This is a genomic window from Flavobacterium sp. GNP011 (assembly GCF_056428925.1).
The window spans coordinates 77,373-96,611 of record NZ_JBWJVJ010000003.1; the positions used below are offsets into that span (position 1 = coordinate 77,373).

Below are 19,239 nucleotides of genomic sequence, written 5' to 3' on the forward strand. Positions count from 1 at the left end.
ACCAAAACGATCAGGATTTAAAAAGTGATATACTTTATGTTGATGCTAAATTGCTAGAATTACAGCGCCGTTTTTCTTAGTTTAAAAGTGTACCAACCTATTAGTAGCAATATTGTACTAAATAGTAACAATGGCAATGCTATTTTTATAAAATAAATTGGTGAACGGTCTTGATAGTGCTCTACTTTAAACTTTGACCAATCTTCTTTATTTACGGGATCATTATTAAAGATTTTTGGGTAAAAATAAAGGCGTAGCTTTTCGTGAAATCGGGAGGTTGCTTTCCAAAAATTCATTTGGTTTGCAAGATCTGCTTGTGCAATTTCATTAAGTCGTATTTGTGCATGTAGCGTAGGGATGAACTGTGCAATCTCTTGACTGGCTATATTTCTTTGCGTGAGCTTAGCCATTAAATCAGTTGATTGTTTTTTAGATTCGTCATCACTCATTTGTTGCATGGCATAATACCAAAGCCAACTAAACTCGGTATTAGGCAAAGGATACGATTTAAATTGAGGATAATGGTTGTAAAATTTGTCTAGAGTTGTTTGCTTGTCCATATACCATTTCTCATGATAAGCATTGCGTTGTTTTATGGTGAGTTCAAGCGCCTCAGGAATAGGATATTTATGAACGAGATACGTATTGATACATGCAGGTAGCACTACTATTAAAAAAAGCCATGTGGTAAGCAATACTACTGCGTTGTAATTAGAATTTTTTTGTAAGGATACAATCAAAAAACAGCATGAAAACCAAAAAAGAATATACAAAACACTGATGCCATAATAAGCAAGTAAAGTGCTGTTGAAAGGGATGTTTAAATAAAAAGTACTCATAAACACAATTGCTGTATAAAGCGCTAATAGTGTGCTTATCCTTATGTAGAATAATTTGATAATATGCAGTAAAATATTTTTACTTTGAATTGATACAATTTTCCAAGTTCCACTTTCTTTTTCTTCAGAAATGATGTTGTAAGTAAATGCAATAATCAATAGCGGAAATATGTAAATTAAGACAAAACTTAAATCGATATTTCCTAGCAATAAGGTGTTGGGATTATTTAATTCGGAGTCATACTGTTGACCTTCAAGTCCGCGTATAGTCACGGTTTGAATCGATGGATTTACATCGCGCTGTCCTATTGCTAAACTATTGATGGGCAAAGCAGTGTTAACCAATGAAAATTTAATGTAATACAACAACAATCCCATTTCATCGGGGTGAAATTTTACGTTACGCGCATGATGCTCTTTTTGATATAAAGCTGCGTCAACAGCGTTTTTTTGCTGTTTAACTTGGTATTGCTTTCCAACCATAAGACTGATGAGGCAAAGTATCAGTAAAAATACCAAGCCAGCTTTTGTCCCCTTGGAACGCATAAAATTTTTAAATAGTAACGCATTCATATTATATCGCTTTTAGTTTTTTAGAGGCTACCATCAGTAGCGTGTATAAGATTACTAACCATAGTAGTAGGGCAGCTATGGCGCTCATTTCATTTTTTAGAACTTGAAAAACAGTAGGAGGTGAATAGTGAAACTCGGTTACTTCAGCCCAATGTTTTTTATCAATTACATACGGTTTGTCAGTAGGGTTTTGTTTTTTATTACTGATGTACTTGATTTGTAAGGTATTCATTTTTTGAGCCATGCTATAGCGATACGCTTCAGCTTGTTTTTGGAAAGTTACATAGGAATCATAATCTGTATTAGACAATCCCATGGCAATATTTTTTATTGCGATGTACGGATTAAGAAATGAAACAGCTCTTGAAAAATGGTTTTGTTTATCATAAGTTTGTAATAGTGTATCTAAGTGTTGGTTGTATATCCTAGAGCTTATTTTTTCGCCTTCGAGCATGATGTAACCTTTGTAGTTGAAAGGGAGTTCATCAACAGATTTTATTTTATACACCGTAAGCAAAGAGTCTTTTATGCCTTTAAAATGAAGGTCATCAGGATTGTGGCTGTCTCCAACTTTTAAAATATCTTTTTCAATGGCACTGTTAAAATTAATCTTTGAAGGAGTAGCGTATAAGTACGATCCCAGTGCTTGTGTTCCTCGAGGTAAAATGATGGTACACAATAACCACAAACCAATCAAAGATACCAATGCTTTTTTTGAAGTTTTGCTTACCGCTGACACTAAGACAACAATGACACAAAAAAACAAGATGTACAGCAGATGAAACAATACAAAAAAGGTCATTTTTAGACCATCATCTGCCGTGATAATAAAGTTTTGCAAAAACATCCAAATGAAAACGATGACAATCATTGCTGGAATAAAAAACAACAAAACGACTCCTGCAATCCCTATCATTTTTCCAGCTAAAAGTGTGGTCCAACTAATGCCTTGGCTCAAGTGCAACTTTAATGTTCCGTTTTCGCGCTCTGCTGAAATGGCATCATAACCTATGAAAAATAGCAACAAAGGGAGTAGAATTTGAAAAATCATGGCAATGCTGATTTCCCCAAAACGCAACAAACTATTTGAAAAACTAGCTTCTGAGAAATTTGCTGTATTTTGTTTGTGAGCCTCTAGAAAGATGGCATTTCCAAAATAGGATTCCATCCCAAACTCCATCATGCTAAGCGGGCTACTTTCTCTAAAGGCAAAATTCCCATAGTGAGCCATTCTGTGTGGATTTTTATCCGGGTTTTTAAGCCAGTCCTCATGGGATTGATTTTGGTATTTTTCGCTAGTCTCATTTTGGGTTACGTAATTTGACCATCCTAAAAAGGTAGCGTAACTTAGTAAAGTGATTAGAAAAAAAGCAAGTATAACAATGGCTTTATTCCTAAAAACTGCTTTTTTATAGTTGTTAGCGACTAAAAATAGTACTTGAAAGGACATAAGAGAATTTTAAAATTTATAAGTCATGGTAAGATTTGCATTTCTTGGTGCACCAGGAAAAAGACGTAAAAAGTTTTGTGCTCCAAGCCAGTACGTTCGGTTGAATATATTTCCTGCATTAAGAGCAATTTGCACGTTGCTTTTATTAGGTTTGTAATAAATGGCCGCATCAAAAACTGTAAAATCAGGAAGTGTAAAAGCTCTGGTAAACCAAGGAATCCTGTTGCTTTGATATTGCATCCCAAAACCAAATCCCAAGTCTTTCAGCGCTGAGTTTGCAGCAAAGTTGTAACGTGTCCAGAGATTAGCGCTATTTTTAGGGGTGTTTTGCTTTCGAGCACCAATCAATGAGGTATTACTATCTGAGACTATTATGGCATCGATAAAACTGTAAGAAGCGTTTATTTGCCAGTTTGTAGTAATGAATCCTGCCACATCACATTCAAACCCACGACTGCGTTCAGCTCCTCTTGTTACAAGTAAGTCTGGTTGCGCTGCATCATTAGCATTCATTAAAATATTGCGTTGTTCTATTTCATAAACAGCCGCATTAAAGTTCATGCTGTTGTTAAAAAAACGGGTCTTTAATCCCAGTTCTTTTAAAGTACTTGATAAGGGTTCAAAAAGACTTCCAGCAGGAAGTGAACCTGTTTGAGGCATTAAACTAACGGTGTTTGATTGTGGTTGATAACCCTCTAAGTAGGTGGAGTACACGTTTAGCTCATCGGTTACGGCATAAGTAAGTCCTATTCGTGGTAATAGCGCTTCTTTTTTTACGGTGATTTCTCCTGTTGATTTATAATTTGTAATGTCTTGAAACCATTCTTTTCTCAAGCCTAGCAATAATTTAAATTTATTCCATTCTATTTGATCTTGTACATATACTGCAGTAGTGGTAGTTAAAGCAGCAGGCAACGCGGTTCTAATGTTCAAAGTATAATCTTCTACATTTCGTATGGTGTAGCTAAGATTAGTAAGGTTAAAATAGGAAACGTTAGGCACGGGTACTACTACTCCGTTGATAGTTGTGGTTTGATAGTTAGCGGCATTTGCTGGATTGTAACTTCCTGCCACAGTTCCATCTCGCAAAACATAACCTCGAGCAGCATTTTGTCCGCCTCCTTGGGTTTTATGCCAACTGCTATTGTCATTTCCTATCAGTAATTTGTGTTGTATTGGTCCAGTGGTAAGGTAAAAATTAAAATAGGAGTTCAAGTTATCAATGTTCCAGTATTGCTGGCGTTGCACAAATTGCATCATGGCAAGACTAGGCACAGCTGCATTATTCATGTCTACTGCAAATGTGTTTGTAGTTCTGTGTTCTTGTAAATCTTCTGTCCATGATTGTTTCATGTACGACGTATTAAAACCGATTTTCGAAGTGAATTTATGCGCTACTTGAGTCATAAACATAAACTCTTTGGATTTAAAAAAATCATTTGGAGCTGCTAGATTCAAACTGATAGGACTGCTATTTAAATTAGTAACCCCAGCAACAGCCCCAAAAATAGGTTGCCCTCTATCTAAATTTCCCCTCATGTTACTCCATATCAACTCCGTATTAATGGCTGTTTTATCATTGGGCACATAACTAAAAGAGGGTGAAAGCAAAAAAGAGGTGTTGCCTACCATATCCCTAAATGATTTGGCTTCTTGATACGCTCCATTAAAACGGTATAATAAAGTTTTAGATTCATTTAATGGCCCAGTAAAATCTACGCTTCCGCGAAATGTACTAAAACTTCCAGCGCTTAAACTAACTTCTTTTCGGTCTATAGCCAATGGTTTTTTGGTAACAAGATTGATACTTCCACCTGGATCTACAGATGAAAATGAAGCGCTTGAAGGTCCTTTTAAAACCTCTACACGTTCTACATTGCTAATTAAAGGTTGTAAAAAGTAGTTTTGTCTTGTTCTCATTCCATTGACAATTTGTCCCTCTTCATTTTGGCTAATACCTCGTATGGTATATTGATTGTAAAAACTACTTGGGATCACACCACTAGCCATTTTTACAGCATCAGCAAGATATATGGCGCCTTTATCTGCCATGAGTTCTTTAGTAATGGTTGTTATAGCTTGCGGAACATCTTTATTAAGTGTTGCGGTTTTTGTTGCTGAGAAAGAGTAATCACTATTGTATTTTCTTGAGGATCTACCTAGGATTTCAACATTTTGCAACTCATTTAAGATAGGTTCAATGACAATTTCTAAAAATTTAGAAGTCGTTTTCACTTGTATCGTTTTATATCCCGAAGATGCTATTTCAATAGTTCCACCTTTGTTTAAAGAAAAACTTCCGTCAAGTAAAGAAATAGTTTTTTCGCCTGTTTCTAGATTGACAATAGTAACTCCTGCAACAGCATCACGAGTACTAGCGTCAGTAATTTTTCCTAATATTTGCTGAGCTTGTAGGCTTGTGAGGGATAAAAATAGGAATAGGATAAAGTAAAATATTTTCATGTTATAGTGTGTTTTATACGGTTTGCAAATACAATTGTTCTAGTTCATTTGCCGAAATAGCATTACTGTTTATCACAGATACTAAATTGCCTTGCCTCATGATGCCTATTCTATGTGCTACTTCCTTAGCTCTAAAAATATCATGTGTTGCCATAAGTATTGCCGTTCCTTCGGCGGCTAGTTCTTGTATAATTCTTGAAAATTCGTTTGATGCTTTTGGGTCTAAACCACTCGTTGGTTCATCTAGCAGTAATGCTTTTGCTTTTTTGGCTATAGCTATCGCTATTCCTACTTTTTGGCGCATTCCTTTGGAGTACGTAGCTAATTTTTTGGAATGTGCTTCGTCCTGCAAGTTTACTTTTTGTAAAAAACCTTTTAGCTCTTCTTTTGTATATTTAAATCCTGCTAATGCTGAGAAGTAGTTTAAATTTTCTAAACCGCTTAAATTGGGGTAGAGCATGACGGTTTCTGGAATGTAGGCAATGTGTTTCTTGGTTTGGGTTTCATTTTCTAATACAGGAATTCCGTCAATGGTCAAAGTTCCGCTAGTAGGCGTGACAAATCCTAAAAATAAGTTGATTGTAGTTGTTTTTCCCGCACCATTTTGTCCCAATAAGGCAAATATTTCGCCTTTGGGAATGGTTAAGTTTAATTCTTTTAGTGCAATAGTATCACCGTATTTTTTTGTCAAATTAATAGCTTCAAGCATGGTTTTTGTCGTTATGTGAATTGTTATTTTGTTGATTTAAGTTGTTCATTTTATAATTAATAGCGTGACCTATTATCATGCCTACGCCGCCTAGAATCATTACATTTGTATGAAAATCAAGGATTAGGGTTGCAAGTACATCCACTATAATTAAGCTTATCGATAAGCATAGTATGATGAGAACAGGTAGCTTTGCCGTTTTGATAACTTTGAGAACCGCTAGTAAACCTATTCCTGAAAATGCTAAGTCTACAAAAGGATTATGGGTTTGACTCAATGGTAAAAATGTAAGGAACGGAACTATTAGGCAGTGAATTAAGCATAATGTAGCGCTTGAAATTCCTAAAATATCTGGTTTTAATACGTTTGTCTTATTCATTTTGTATATTTGCTTAATGCAATTGTGTTGCAAATATATAATTTTATTTATAAACGCAACATTGTTGCATTATTATTTTTTTGAATTATGAAAACTACCCGAAATACAACAGCAAAAACAACTATTTTAGAGATTATAAAAAATGCTTCAGTGGCTTTATCACATACTGAAATTCAGGCGTTAAGTCAAAACGTATGCGATCGGGTTACTATTTACCGAGTTTTGGATCGTTTGGTATCCGAGGATGTGATTCATAAAATTGTAAATCATGATGGTACCATAAAATATGCAAGTTGTCATCATGGGCATGAGCACGATCATGATGTTAAACACTCACATACGCACAATCATATACATTTCAGTTGTACTAAATGTTTAGCAGTGACTTGCCTTGATGAGGTGAAGCCCGTATTTAGTCTTCCGGATAATTATTTGGTACACGATTTTAATTTCACATTATCAGGTCTTTGTCCTACTTGTTCTTAATAGTTTAGTCTTGTCTAAAAATATCTTTTATATCAACTTTTTTATGTAAGTTTGTCAATACCGAGGTTTTGTGCTTTTTATGCATTTGAGCAAAAAAGTTGTAGCAATGCCTTAATTGTTTGTTATGACTTTATCCGAAGAGAATTATTTAAAAACTATTTACCATCTTTCTGCACATTTAAATTCCGCAGTGAGTACGAATGCCATTGCTGAAAAGATGGACACCAAAGCATCATCTGTCACGGATATGCTAAAGAAATTAGCCGAAAAGAACTGCATTAATTACATCAAATACCAAGGAGTTTCTTTAACTGATACAGGAAAGTTAGCAGCTAAGATGATTGTTCGAAAGCACCGTTTGTGGGAAACATTTTTAGTCGAAAAACTCGATTTTGCTTGGGATGAGGTACATGAATTAGCTGAGCAATTAGAACACATCAAATCCGAAAAGCTCATCAATAAACTGGATGATTTTTTAGGTAATCCTACCGAAGATCCCCATGGTGACCCAATTCCAGATGCTCAGGGTCGTATTCTTAAAATAGAAAAACAACTGCTTTCTGAATGTGAAAAAGGTAGAATTGGAATTTGTGTGGGTGTAAAAGATACTTCGTCTGATTTTTTAAAATACCTCGACAAGCAAGAAATTGCTTTGGGTTCTCAAATGGAAATTATAGAAAAAGAAAGTTTCGATGCTTCTTTGCGTATTCGTGTGGGCACGAATGAAATTACTGTATCTCAAAAAATTGCTAGTAACATTTATATTCAATAATTATGTTTCAATCGTTAGTTGATTATTTTACCAGTATTGATCCTATTTTGGCTGCGCTCTATGCCAGTTTATTTACGTGGTTTTTAACTGCATTAGGTGCTTCGTTTGTTTTTTTATTCAAAACCATGAACCGAACGGTGCTTGATGGCATGTTAGGTTTTACAGGTGGTGTAATGGTTGCGGCCAGTTTTTGGAGTTTGTTAGCTCCAGCAATAGAAATGACAGGTGGAGAAGGTTTTGCAAAGGTGATTCCTGCTGCTTTTGGTTTTTCGCTTGGTGCACTTTTCATTTTTGGAATAGACAAAGTATTGCCTCATTTGCATATTAATTTTAAAGTTTCCGAAGGGGTGAAGTCCCCTTGGCAACGTACCACATTGTTGGTTTCGGCGATTACGTTGCATAATATTCCCGAAGGTTTGGCGGTTGGAGTTTTATTTGGCGGAGTTGCTGCCGGAATTCCTGAGGCGTCTATAGCGGGTGCTGTTACGTTAGCGATTGGGATTGGAATTCAAAATTTTCCAGAGGGAATTGCCGTTGCTATGCCCTTGCGACGTATGGGAATGAGCCGCTGGAAAAGTTTTATGTATGGTCAATCCTCTGCACTTGTAGAGCCTATTGCTGCTGTTTTAGGTGCTTTTGCAGTTACTTTTTTCACTCCAATTTTACCTTACGCTTTGGCTTTTGCCGCAGGCGCTATGATTTTTGTGGTTGTTGAAGAGGTAATTCCAGAAACGCAACAAGATAAAAATACTGATATTGCCACTTTAGGTTTCATAGGCGGATTTATTGTGATGATGGTGCTGGATGTGGCACTAGGTTAAGAAATAATTATTTTAAAAATAATCTTTTTAAATTTATAATTGCAAATGAAAAAGTCAATTCTATTCCTTTTTATGATGTTCAGCGGTCTAGTTTTGGCGCAAAGCCCAAAGCCTGCTAAAGTAAAAGTAATTACTGTTAAGCAAAAAGTATGTCGCAGTAAAAAAGGCTTTCAATTTGTTTTAAAAACGATTGAAAATGACTCGCGTTGCCCTAAAGGAACCACTTGTATTTGGGCAGGAGAGGTAAGTGCTGTTCTGCAAGTCTTTGATGGACAAAAACAAGTTGAAGAAACAACTTTGGTTTTTACCGAAAAAAATAAAGAAGCTAATAAAAAATGGTTCGCAAAGTATTTACCATTTGAAAAGCAAAAAATTGAAAGCTTGCGAGTCACTCCATATCCCGTTGAAGGTTCGTCAATAAAACCTGCGGATTACGCCATACAAATAGGCTACATAAAATAGTCTAATTGCAGCCACAGTCAGAACTTCCACAATTTTTATCCTTTGCTTTCTTTTTGAAAAAGAATTTTTTGATTAAAAAAGCGACTGCAATAATTAAAGTAGTAAATGCTACTATTTCTTGAATATCCATATTGTAAAGATAAGAAAAAGCAACCTGTTGAGGTTGCTTTCTTGTTTGTAATCACTTTCTAATTAAAGAGTGTGTATTATTTGTTGTTTGTTATTAAAAACGAGCTCCTAAAGATACAAAGAATGTTCTTCCTTCACCTGGTAAAATACCTGGTCCAGGATATCCACCTGCTCTTCGAGTAGCATAATCTTTGTTCAATACGTTATTAATTCCAGAACGAACATTGTAGCGTTTTAAAAACTTGTATTCAGCTGATAAATCCATTACTTCATAACCATTTAGTAATCCTATTACACCATTTGCTGAAGGCGCTACTGTGTTGTTAGCATCTGTAAATACTTTACCTGAAGTCTTGTATTGTAAGGTAGTCGAAAAGTGGTCAGTACTATAGCTCAAACCTACATTGTGAATGTAACGTGGCGCGTTTTCAACACGATTACCTTTTAAGTTAGTCGTTGCAATAGCCGATCCAGGTCCAGAAGGTACTTGAAAATCAGTATAACGAGAATCAATAAAACTAGTAGTTACAAAAAGATCTACGTTTCCGAAAGTTTTTTCGACACCAAAATATTTAGTGATGTTTACGTTTACAAAGCCTTCAATTCCTTTGTTTACCGTTTCACCTAAGTTGGTTCTGAATAAGAACGTACCTTGAGTTGGGCTATCATTATTTATAAATTGTCGTATGCCGCCAATACGGTTGTTGTAGCTCAAGTAAAACACACTAAAATCGAAGTTCAAAAATCCTTTCACAACACCACGGTATCCTAAATCAGCATTATATCCTGAGGCGTCTTTTAAGTTTGGGTCAATCACATCAGTTACAGCAGGTGGTGTAATATCTGAGAATAAAACAGGTCTAAAAGCTTGTGTGATATTTCCATATAAGTTCGTTGCGCCGAATTTATATTCCATTCCTAATCCAAACAAAGGTTTGTTTCTAACCATTTGTTTGCTTTCAAACGGAACATCATTTCCAGAACTGATTCCAAAACGACCTTCTCCCTCAGCAGTGATGTGTTCGTAACGAACACCTGGAATAACACTCCATTTATCGGTCACTTTAAATTGATTTTCGGCAAAAAAAGCAATGTTTTGAGTTTTAAATTGCAAGTCTCTCGGATATTTTGCTGAAGTATTTAAGTCGAAATTAGACCCTGCAGTACCTGCTCCTTCTTGTTGTCTTTGCGTTTGTGCTTGGTAAGCGCGAACTCCAAATGCCAAAGTGTTTTTATTTTTTCCTAAGTTGTACGTATAGGTGTTTCTGTTTTCGATTCCGAAATTTTTGTAAAAATCGCGGTCAACTCTTCTATTGCCGTTAGTGTCAGTAATGTTTGGTGTTGCGGTATTTCCAACACTATTTCTTTCTCCAATTAAACCAAAAAGTTTAGTATTCGATTTTATAGAAGGAGATAATTGCGTGTCTAGTGTCAAAGCAAACAAATTCCAAGGAGTTCCAAACCAGTTTCTTTCTCTAAAAGATTGTCTTGAGTTTTCAGCAAATTGCGCATCTGTCAAACCGCCTGCTTGTTGCATTTGGTAATCCATATTAGTGTATTCTGCTGCTAGTTTAGTTTTTTCTGTAAAGGCATATTCTAAAAATACGTGTGAGTTACGTACTTTGTATTGGCTGTTTTCTCTCCAACCATCGGCACTACGAGAGTGGTTGTAGGCATAATAAGAAAACTTGTTTATTTTACCCCCAATAGCGTTGTAACTGCTCATTAAGTTATAGCTTCCGGCTGTGTTTTGAGTTTCAAAGCTGAATTTTTTGTTTTGCTCGCGTTTTAAAACGTAGTTCACCATTCCGCCAAACTGAGGGCCAAATTGCAAGGAAGCGCCACCACGAACTAGTTCAATGTTTTCTACTGCTTCCAAAGGTGGGTTGTAATACGCTTCTGGGTATCCAAAAACATCTGATGAGATATCGTAACCATTTTGTCTAGTGTTTAATTCCCAGCTGCGATTAGGACTTAAACCACGAACTCCAATGTTAATTTGTATTCCAGATCCTTCGTTTTCCCAAACCGTAACACCTGGAACACGTGAGAAAACCTCGCGCGCATTATTGGTAGTCAAGTTAGATGTAAATGCAGATAATTTTAAAACTTCGTTCTTTTTTCCTGAAAAAAGAACGGTTCCTTTTACTTCTGGTTGTCTTTCTGGGCTTTGTTTAAATGGGGTAACTTTTACTTCTTGCAAATCAACTATCAAGGAGTTAGCTCTTATAATACTGTCCTTTTGCGCTTGTGTATGTTCTTTTTCTTGAGCAAAAGTAAATACCGAGGTAAGTATTGCAGCTGTTACTAAACTGTTTCTCATTTTTATTTAGATTAATTCTACGGTGCAAAGGTAAAATGCAAATCTTATTTAGACAAATTAAGAATAATAAAAAATAGAAGTTTAACGTTTGTTGAATATTTTATTTTAGGATCTGATAGGCTACTAGTGCAACTAAATAAGCAAAACCCGACATGAAAATTAATTGTCCCGCAGGCCATTTCCAGGAATTGGTTTCTTTTTTAGTTACTGCAAGCGTGCTGGCGCATTGCATAGCAAAGGCGTAAAACAATAGTAATGATATTCCTGAGGCAAAGTTAAAGATCTTTTCTCCAGTCACGGGATTCATTTCGGCAGCCATTTTGTTCTTTATGGTGACTTCGTTTTCGCTACCGCCTACGCTGTAAATGGTGGCTAATGTTCCCACAAAAACTTCTCTTGCTGCAAACGAACTGATAATGGCAATACCTATTTTCCAGTCGTATCCTAATGGTGAAATGGCAGGTTCAATAGCTTTTCCCATGATTCCAATATAAGAGTTTTCTAGTTTTTGTGATGCTACAGCATTTTCAAATTCAGCTTCCGGTAATGGATTATTTATCGTATTCTGAGTAATAATTTGTTCCGCATTACTGAATTTTTCTCCGGGTCCGTAAGATGCTAAGAACCACAAAACGATCGAGATTGCTAATATGATTTTTCCAGCTCCAACTATAAAAGCTTTGGTTTTCTCGATAACATTGATGCCCACATTTTTAAACAAGGGTAGTTTGTAATTTGGCATTTCTACTACAAAATACGTTTTACTTTGTATTTTCAGAATTTTATTCAAGATGTAAGCCGAGAAAATAGCCATTCCAAATCCTAACAAATACAGCAACATCAAGGTCATTCCTTGCATGTTCAAGAAACCAAACAAGCGTTCGTCAGGAATAACAAGTGCAATAATAATGGCGTAAACGGGTAGTCTAGCCGAACAAGTGGTAAACGGTGTAACCAATATAGTGATCAATCGTTCTTTCCAGTTTTCTATATTTCTAGTAGCCATAATTGCAGGAATAGCACAGGCTGTACCCGAAATAAGAGGTACTATACTTTTACCTGATAATCCAAATTTTCGCATTATTTTATCCATCAAAAAGACCACACGGCTCATGTATCCACTTTCTTCAAGGATGGAAATAAACATAAATAAGAATGCGATTTGTGGAATAAAAATAAGAATACCGCCAATCCCGGGAATAATTCCTTGCGAAATTAAGTCCGTTAAAACTCCAGCTGGCAACTGCTCTGCGGCGAGCGAACTCAAAGATGCAAAAGAAGCATCAATGAAATCCATTGGAATTTTTGACCATTCAAATATAGATTGAAAAATGACAAACAAGATTAAAAAGAAAATTACGTAACCCCATATTTTGTGAGTAAGTATGCGGTCCAGTTTGCTGCGGTAATCTCTGGCAATACTAGTGTCAATTTTTAACCCTAGTTTCAACACATCGTTTATAAATTGATAGCGTTTGATGGTTTCTTTTTGTTGCAAACGTTTTAAATCGGAATGTGATTTAGTAAACGAACTTCTAATTTCATTTCGTTCTAAGTTCAAGAAGTTGACATCCTGTGTAATAACCAGCCATAATTTATATAGCAATTGGTTCGGGAAGGCTTTTCGTAAGCTGTTAAAATAATCTGGGTCAATTACCGAAGCGTTTAAACACGGTTCGCTCGAAATGGTTTTGAAGCTCACAATTAGTTGCTTCAGTTCCTCGATGCCATAACCTTTTCTAGAACTAACTAGAGCAATTTTAGTCTTTAAATGTTGCTCTAAGTATGGAATATCAAGTGAAATTCCTTTAAATTTCATTCTGTCAGCCATGTTAATGACTAAAATAGTTGGAATTTCTAAGTCTTTTATTTGGGTAAAAAGCAGTAAGTTTCGTTTTAAATTTTCCACATCTGTAACCACAAGTGCTACATCAGGATATAACTTATCATTTTTATTGAGTAGTAATTCTATAACAACATTTTCATCAATAGAACTGGCGTTTAAACTATATGTTCCCGGAAGATCTAGGATATTAGCTTTAATATTATTGGGTAATTTACAAAATCCTATTTTTTTCTCAACTGTAATTCCAGGATAGTTTCCTACCTGCTGGTTTAATCCTGTGAGCTGATTGAATACCGAGGTTTTCCCAACATTAGGATTGCCTATCAATGCAACATTAATGTTTTGTTTGCTTATCATAAGTTGGTTTTTATAATGTCAACTTCTATTTCTCTGGCTGTTTCAATCCTTATGGCTACATGTGAACCATTGATATCTAAGAACAAAGGGTCCCCAAAAGGAGCAATTTGTAATAATTCGACCGTATTTCCTGGCAAGCAACCCATTTCCAATAATTTTAAAGGAACTGCATCGATGTCAAAATCTTTTATGATGGCCTTGTCGCCTTTCTTTAATGAATGAATTGTTGTAAGCAAAACTTATTTAGATTGAATTAAGATTGCAAAAATACACATTTTACAACAAACACAACTTATTGAAGCAACAATTATAAACCCTCAAGAGATTGTCTAAAACAGTTGTATTAAATGTATTGTGTGTATAAATGTAAGATTGATTAAAATTATTCTTGGATTAAAAAATGAATATCTTCTATCAAGCGCTTCATATCCTCTTTATTAGTGCCGTCATAAAAGCCTCGAACTCTTTTTTTGGTGTCAACCAAAACAAAATTTTCAGTGTGTACCATATCATACAGCTCGCTTGGCTTACCCATTTTTACAGCTAAATAGGATTTTCGTGCCATAGCATAAATTTCTTTTTTATCACCCGTAACTAAATTCCACTTGGCATCGATTACATTATGTTTTTTGGCGTAAGCCTTAAGTACAGGAACGCTATCCGTCTCTGGGAAAACGGTATGTGAGAGTAATTTAACTTTAGGATTGTTGGCGAAAGCTTTTTGAATTTCCTCTAGATTCACTGACATTTTAGGACAAATAGAGCCACAAGTTGTAAAAAAGAAATCAGCTACATAGACTTTTCCTTCATAATCTTTTTGAGTAATGGTTTTTCCATTTTGGTTTACAAATGAAAAATCAGCTATGGTGTGGTATTTACTTTTGTATTGTACGGTACTATCTACCAACTCTGGATTCACATCAGCTGGATTGTAAATGGGAAGTGACTTTGCAGGCTTTAATGCCGAGTAGAAAAGGGATAAAATAATGACCGAAAGCACACCGAAAATTCCTAGAAACAAACGGTATTTTTTTAAGATTTCTAACATAGTACTATTTTGGTGCAAAAATACGCAAACGCAAATGGTTTTGTATTGTAATTAACAGACTTTTATTTTTAGTGGAATCGTGTTTTTAGCTTAAAAAAAAGATTAAGGGTTTAAACCTTTTTCCTTTTTTTGTGTCAAACAGAAATGTTTTGTGATAATCTGGGAAAACTTAAATTGTCAATAAAATTATTAATAGCTTTGTTTACTTAACTAAAAAACTAACTAAAATGAAAAAAAACAACAATAAGCAACTGCTTTTTGTGATTCCTGCAATGATGGCTTTTGCAGTGGGTCAAGCCCAAAGTAATCCTGCGGCTAAGGAGCCAGGGATTAATGTGAATTACATGGACAAAAAAGTGAAGCCAAGTAACGATTTCTTTCGTTACGTAAACGGAACTTGGTTAGACAACACTGCCATTCCAGCGGATAGAACCCGTTGGGGAAGTTTTGATGAATTGCGTCAAAGAACAGATGCGGATGCTTTAGCTATTTTAAAAGAAGCAGCCACAAACCCAACTTACAAATCAAATACAGATCAAGGTAAAGCGATTAATTTGTACAAGTCTATTTTAGACACAGTTGGTCGTAACAAAATGGGTATTGCGCCATTAAAACCTTTCCTTAAAAAAATTGATGCGGTTAAGAACGTGAAAGATCTTGAGGCATTATTAATCGAAATGGAACCAATCGGTGGTATTGGGTTTATGGGAGCCGGCGTAGGTACCGATGCTAAAAACAGTAGCCGAAATGTAATTAATGTAGGTCCAGGCGGAGTAGGTTTGCCAGACAGAGATTATTACGTATCTGAAGATGCCGACTCTAAAGAAAAACGTGCAAAATACGTGCTTCACGTTGCTAAAATGTTACAGTTTCTTGGCGATAAGCCAGCGGTAGCTCAAGCAAATGCTGAGAAAATTTTAGCGCTTGAAATCGCCATGTCTAGACCAAGGTTAGACAGAGTAGAGCGCAGAGACCGTCGTAAGTCATACAACCCAATGACTTTGGCGGAGTTGAGTAAATTAACACCATCAATAAACTGGAATACGTATTTTACTAAAATTGGTTTAACCAAAGTTGATACTGTAATTGTATCACAACCAAAATACATGGTGGCGCTTGAAACGATGTTGAAAGAAAACAAAGTTGACGAGTGGAAAGCTTACATGCGTTGGAGTTTATTGAACAGAGCTTCAAGCCAATTGTCTACCGATATTGAAAACGCCAACTTTGAGTTTTACGGGAAAACCTTAACGGGTGCGGTAAGCCAAAGACCACGTGATGAAAGAGCACTTCAAACAATCAATGGAACGGTTGGTGAAGCTTTAGGAAAATTATATGTAGAGAAAAAATTTCCAGCTGAGGCAAAAGCCAAAGCAGAAAAAATGATCAAAAATATCTTCCGTGCTTTCGAAAACAGAATCAATAATTTGTCTTGGATGTCTGCTGAAACTAAGGTTAGCGCCTTAGCTAAATTGAATAAATCCAGAATAAAAATTGGGTACCCTGACAAGTGGAAAGACTATTCTGCTTTGACCATTAAAAGTCCGCAAGAAGGCGGTAGCTATTTTACAAATGCTTTGAGCATGGCCAAATGGCGTTTTCAAGAAAACATTGCTGAGTTAAACAAACCAGTTGATAAAGAGCGTTGGGGCATGTCACCACAAACTGTAAATGCGTATTACAACCCATCAAACAATGAAATTGTTTTCCCAGCAGCTATCCTACAACCACCGTTTTACAATTATCAAGCTGATGAAGCTGTGAATTATGGCGGAATAGGTGGCGTTATTGGTCACGAAATTTCACATGGTTTTGACGATTCAGGATCGCGTTACAACGCTGACGGAAACTTAGTTGATTGGTGGACTGCTGACGATTTAAAACAATTCTCGGCTTTAACAGGAGCTTTGGCTGCACAGTACAGCGCATTGGAGCCAATTCCAGGGACTTTTGTAGATGGTAAATTTACATTGGGAGAAAATATTGGTGATTTAGGTGGTGTAAATGCGGCTTATGACGGTTTACAATTGTACTTGAAAGAAAACGGAAATCCAGGCTTGATTGATGGTTATACACCGGAGCAGCGTTTCTTCATTTCTTGGTCAACGATCTGGCGTTCTAAAATGCGTGATGAGGCTTTGAAAAACCAAGTAAAAACAGATCCGCACTCTCCAGGAATGTACCGTGCGTATGTGCCTTTGCAAAACATCGATACTTTTTATCAAGCTTTTGATATCAAAGAAAATGATGGTATGTTCATTGCACCTGAAAAGCGTGTAAGAATCTGGTAATTCAGTATCTAATAAATGCAAAACCCATTCGTGAAAGCGAATGGGTTTTTTTATGCCTAAAAATCAAATTTTAAGGAATGGAAAGGTGTTGTTTTTTAGGAGCAGCACTTTTTTGCTCCGTACCCTACTCGTCCCGCTGTACGCTATATTCCCGATAAATAAAAACTACGGCAAAAAAGCCTTGTTTTTCTAAATCGGGAGATGCCGCTTCCATCGGGGCTACGATAGTTCGTTTTATTTTCATTACAAAATCAGCAACTGGGATTTGTACAGACCTAACAGGTTTTAGAAACCTGTTAGGTGTCTTAGCTTTCGTACCTAAGCATGGCCTTCGTCGGATATTGTATCGTGTGATTGTAAGGTGCTTGGATTTAGTTAAGTAATGAAAACCGATAAGATCTTTATAGCCCTGATGGCAGCGAAAATCCTCTTGTGCCAGTCCCGAAACTTCGGGATGGCACAGGAGATTGTAGCGTACAGCAGGACAAAACGACTGGATAAGATGCATGCCTGCTCCTAAAATCAAGAATAAGTGTTGTAAATTATTGGTGGTTTTATTCTTTTGCGCGTGCTTTTCGCAAGGCGTAATTTACTAAATACAACCCAAATAAAGTTACGCTACCACCTATGGCAATGGCGGCATTTAGGGTTTCCCCAAAGATTATAGCGCCAAGCAATACGGCAATAATTGGGTTAATGTACGAGTAAACACTACTGATAGATGCCGGTAAATGTTGCAGCGCATAAATAAAGGCAATAAAAGTAAGTACCGATCCAAAAATAACCAAATACGCAATAGACCACCATGAAATTGCTGGTATCTCATGCAATGGGACCGATATTCCTGCTGCACCCGTATAAGCAAAAACTAAAATACTAGACAATAACATTTGGATTCCTAAACTAAAGTACGGATTGAAACTAGCTGCTTTCTGTTTCGTATACAAGGTTCCAAAAGCCCATGTTAAAGTGGAAATGATGGAGATTATGATACCAAATTTAAAATCGGGAATTAAAAAATCTTCTAAGTGATCATAAAAAATGACGCATACGCCACTAAAACTAATTATTAAACCTAGAATAGAAAACTTAGACAAGCGCTCTCCTTGAAAGAAAGAGATAATGACAATCCATAATGGGACACACGCCCCAATAATGGCACCAAGACCACTGCTGATGTACTTCACGCCCCATGTGCTTAATGCATTGCTCAAAACAAAGTTTAAAAAGCTCAGGATGATGATGGTTTTCCATTGTTTTCCCTTGGGCCATGGCGTTTTTTTGAACAAGAAATAAGAAATATAAAGGAATCCTCCCAAAAACTGCCTTATGGCTACTAGTTGCAGGGCGGGCATGTGTTTTACGCCTTCTTTTGAGGCTATCCAGGTAGTCCCCCAAAAAAAACTGATCCAACATAAGGCCAAAATGGGCAATCCAATAGCGTTTACTCTTGACGAAAAAGCGTTCTTAATTTTAGTTTTCACATTATAAATTTGGTTGTGCAAAAGTATACTTTAAAACCGATTCGGTTTTAGAACTTGAAATAGTTTTTCCAGAAATTAGACCTTGTTGATCAAATTTTGGCAAAGCCAAATCATAGTCTACAGCTTTTTGAGTGTAATAGTCCTTTCTGCTAGGATGATATGGTGTAACTGCATTAAAGGTTTCATCCCAAACCTGTTGTGACAAAATAGCGTTGATAATCCCTATGCAATCCTCTTGATGAATTAAGTTTATGGGAGCATCTGGGTTTTCTAAATTTTCTCTGCCCGCTAGGAATTTTATGGGATGACGATCAGCACCAATGAGGCCTCCAAAACGAATTATGGTAGTTTTAAAATCAATAGAACTTTGTAAAAGTTGTTCGGTTGCCAGCAATTGCTTGCCGCTTTCTGTGTCTGGATGTGCAATAGTTTCTTCAGTGACCAGTGTGTTTTGGTCCCCGTAAACCGAGGTAGAACTAATAAAAAGAACGTTTTTTATAGCAGCTTTTTCAATATAAGGAATTAGATTTCTAATTTTAGAAACAAAATTTTCGGTTCCAGCTCCTCTAAGCTTAGGAGGAATATCTAGTATTAAAGTAGAACAATCTTGCAGTAAACCAGCAATGTCACCAGATATAGAATGCACATGGAGCGATATTAAAAAAGGATTTATTCCAGCATCTGCCAGAATTTGTAATTTCTCTGCGGATGTTGTTGATCCATTTATCTCATAGTTTTTTTTCGATAAGGCTTTCGCCAAAGGTAAACCGAGCCAGCCGCAACCTAAAATGCTAATTTTTGCCATGA

General features: G+C 36.2%; 17 protein-coding genes. 5 read left to right on the forward strand and 12 right to left on the reverse strand.

Annotated features, from left to right (window positions below; all coding sequences use genetic code 11):
• Positions 1-59: 59 nt before the first annotated feature.
• Genes AC061E_RS04255 through AC061E_RS04275 form a run of 5 tightly spaced genes read right to left on the reverse strand, consistent with a single transcriptional unit; the run spans position 60 to position 6,413 of the window.
• Positions 60-1,412, reverse strand: coding sequence for a DUF3526 domain-containing protein (locus AC061E_RS04255; RefSeq protein WP_478285157.1), 1,353 nt, complete (start codon positions 1,410-1,412; stop codon positions 60-62).
• Position 1,413: 1 nt separating this feature from the next.
• Positions 1,414-2,862, reverse strand: coding sequence for an ABC transporter permease (locus tag AC061E_RS04260; protein WP_478285158.1), 1,449 nt, complete (start codon positions 2,860-2,862; stop codon positions 1,414-1,416).
• Between the two features lie 9 nt (positions 2,863-2,871).
• The gene (locus tag AC061E_RS04265) at positions 2,872-5,325 is read right to left on the reverse strand and encodes a TonB-dependent siderophore receptor (RefSeq protein WP_478285159.1); all 2,454 of its coding nucleotides are present in this window, start codon (positions 5,323-5,325) and stop codon (positions 2,872-2,874) included.
• Between the two features lie 13 nt (positions 5,326-5,338).
• The gene (locus AC061E_RS04270) at positions 5,339-6,034 is read right to left on the reverse strand and encodes an ABC transporter ATP-binding protein (RefSeq protein ID WP_478285160.1); all 696 of its coding nucleotides are present in this window, start codon (positions 6,032-6,034) and stop codon (positions 5,339-5,341) included.
• Positions 6,027-6,413: a MerC domain-containing protein gene (locus AC061E_RS04275; RefSeq protein WP_478285161.1), complete on the reverse strand. Its 387-nt coding sequence runs from the start codon at positions 6,411-6,413 to the stop codon at positions 6,027-6,029. The genes AC061E_RS04270 and AC061E_RS04275 overlap by 8 nt, the downstream gene beginning before the upstream one ends.
• A gap of 87 nt (positions 6,414-6,500) precedes the next feature.
• On the opposite strand from AC061E_RS04275, the gene AC061E_RS04280 reads away from it, so the two are divergent.
• From AC061E_RS04280 to AC061E_RS04295, 4 genes are all read left to right on the forward strand, one after another.
• Entirely contained in the window at positions 6,501-6,899 is a 399-nt protein-coding gene (locus tag AC061E_RS04280; RefSeq protein WP_478285162.1) for a Fur family transcriptional regulator, read from the forward strand.
• A 124-nt stretch (positions 6,900-7,023) separates the two neighbouring features.
• Positions 7,024-7,671 carry a metal-dependent transcriptional regulator gene (locus AC061E_RS04285; RefSeq protein WP_478285163.1) on the forward strand — a complete coding sequence of 216 codons (648 nt, stop codon included), beginning with the start codon at positions 7,024-7,026 and terminating at the stop codon, positions 7,669-7,671.
• Positions 7,672-7,673: 2 nt separating this feature from the next.
• The gene (locus AC061E_RS04290) at positions 7,674-8,492 is read left to right on the forward strand and encodes a ZIP family metal transporter (RefSeq protein WP_478285164.1); all 819 of its coding nucleotides are present in this window, start codon (positions 7,674-7,676) and stop codon (positions 8,490-8,492) included.
• 45 nt (positions 8,493-8,537) lie between these two features.
• Positions 8,538-8,954: a hypothetical protein gene (locus AC061E_RS04295; protein ID WP_478285165.1), complete on the forward strand. Its 417-nt coding sequence runs from the start codon at positions 8,538-8,540 to the stop codon at positions 8,952-8,954.
• Between the two features lie 223 nt (positions 8,955-9,177).
• Here AC061E_RS04295 and AC061E_RS04300 read toward each other — a convergent pair whose 3' ends face one another.
• The 4 genes from AC061E_RS04300 to AC061E_RS04315 all read right to left on the reverse strand — a co-directional run bounded on the left by AC061E_RS04300 (position 9,178) and on the right by AC061E_RS04315 (position 14,657).
• Positions 9,178-11,406: a TonB-dependent receptor family protein gene (locus AC061E_RS04300; protein WP_478285166.1), complete on the reverse strand. Its 2,229-nt coding sequence runs from the start codon at positions 11,404-11,406 to the stop codon at positions 9,178-9,180.
• 100 nt (positions 11,407-11,506) lie between these two features.
• A complete protein-coding gene (gene feoB, locus AC061E_RS04305) occupies positions 11,507-13,606 on the reverse strand; it encodes a ferrous iron transport protein B (RefSeq protein ID WP_478285268.1) in 2,100 nt (699 codons plus the stop codon).
• Positions 13,606-13,845 carry a FeoA family protein gene (locus tag AC061E_RS04310; protein ID WP_478285167.1) on the reverse strand — a complete coding sequence of 80 codons (240 nt, stop codon included), beginning with the start codon at positions 13,843-13,845 and terminating at the stop codon, positions 13,606-13,608. Before AC061E_RS04310 ends, feoB begins: the two co-directional genes overlap by 1 nt.
• A 146-nt stretch (positions 13,846-13,991) precedes the next feature.
• Positions 13,992-14,657, reverse strand: a complete 666-nt coding sequence (locus AC061E_RS04315) for an SCO family protein (protein WP_478285168.1) — start codon at positions 14,655-14,657, stop codon at positions 13,992-13,994.
• 227 nt (positions 14,658-14,884) lie between these two features.
• Here AC061E_RS04315 and AC061E_RS04320 point away from each other — a divergent pair, with 227 nt between their 5' ends.
• The gene (locus AC061E_RS04320) at positions 14,885-16,948 is read left to right on the forward strand and encodes a M13 family metallopeptidase (protein WP_478285169.1); all 2,064 of its coding nucleotides are present in this window, start codon (positions 14,885-14,887) and stop codon (positions 16,946-16,948) included.
• A 124-nt stretch (positions 16,949-17,072) separates the two neighbouring features.
• Here the strand turns inward: AC061E_RS04320 and AC061E_RS04325 are convergent, their stop codons facing one another.
• The 3 genes from AC061E_RS04325 to AC061E_RS04335 are packed head-to-tail and all read right to left on the reverse strand — an operon-like array spanning position 17,073 to position 19,237.
• Positions 17,073-17,474 (reverse strand): hypothetical protein, encoded by a 402-nt coding sequence (locus tag AC061E_RS04325; protein WP_478285170.1) that lies wholly within the window; start codon positions 17,472-17,474, stop codon positions 17,073-17,075.
• A gap of 28 nt (positions 17,475-17,502) precedes the next feature.
• The gene (locus AC061E_RS04330) at positions 17,503-18,432 is read right to left on the reverse strand and encodes a DMT family transporter (RefSeq protein ID WP_478285171.1); all 930 of its coding nucleotides are present in this window, start codon (positions 18,430-18,432) and stop codon (positions 17,503-17,505) included.
• Position 18,433: 1 nt separating this feature from the next.
• Positions 18,434-19,237, reverse strand: a complete 804-nt coding sequence (locus AC061E_RS04335) for an SDR family oxidoreductase (RefSeq protein ID WP_478285172.1) — start codon at positions 19,235-19,237, stop codon at positions 18,434-18,436.
• Positions 19,238-19,239: the final 2 nt, after the last annotated feature.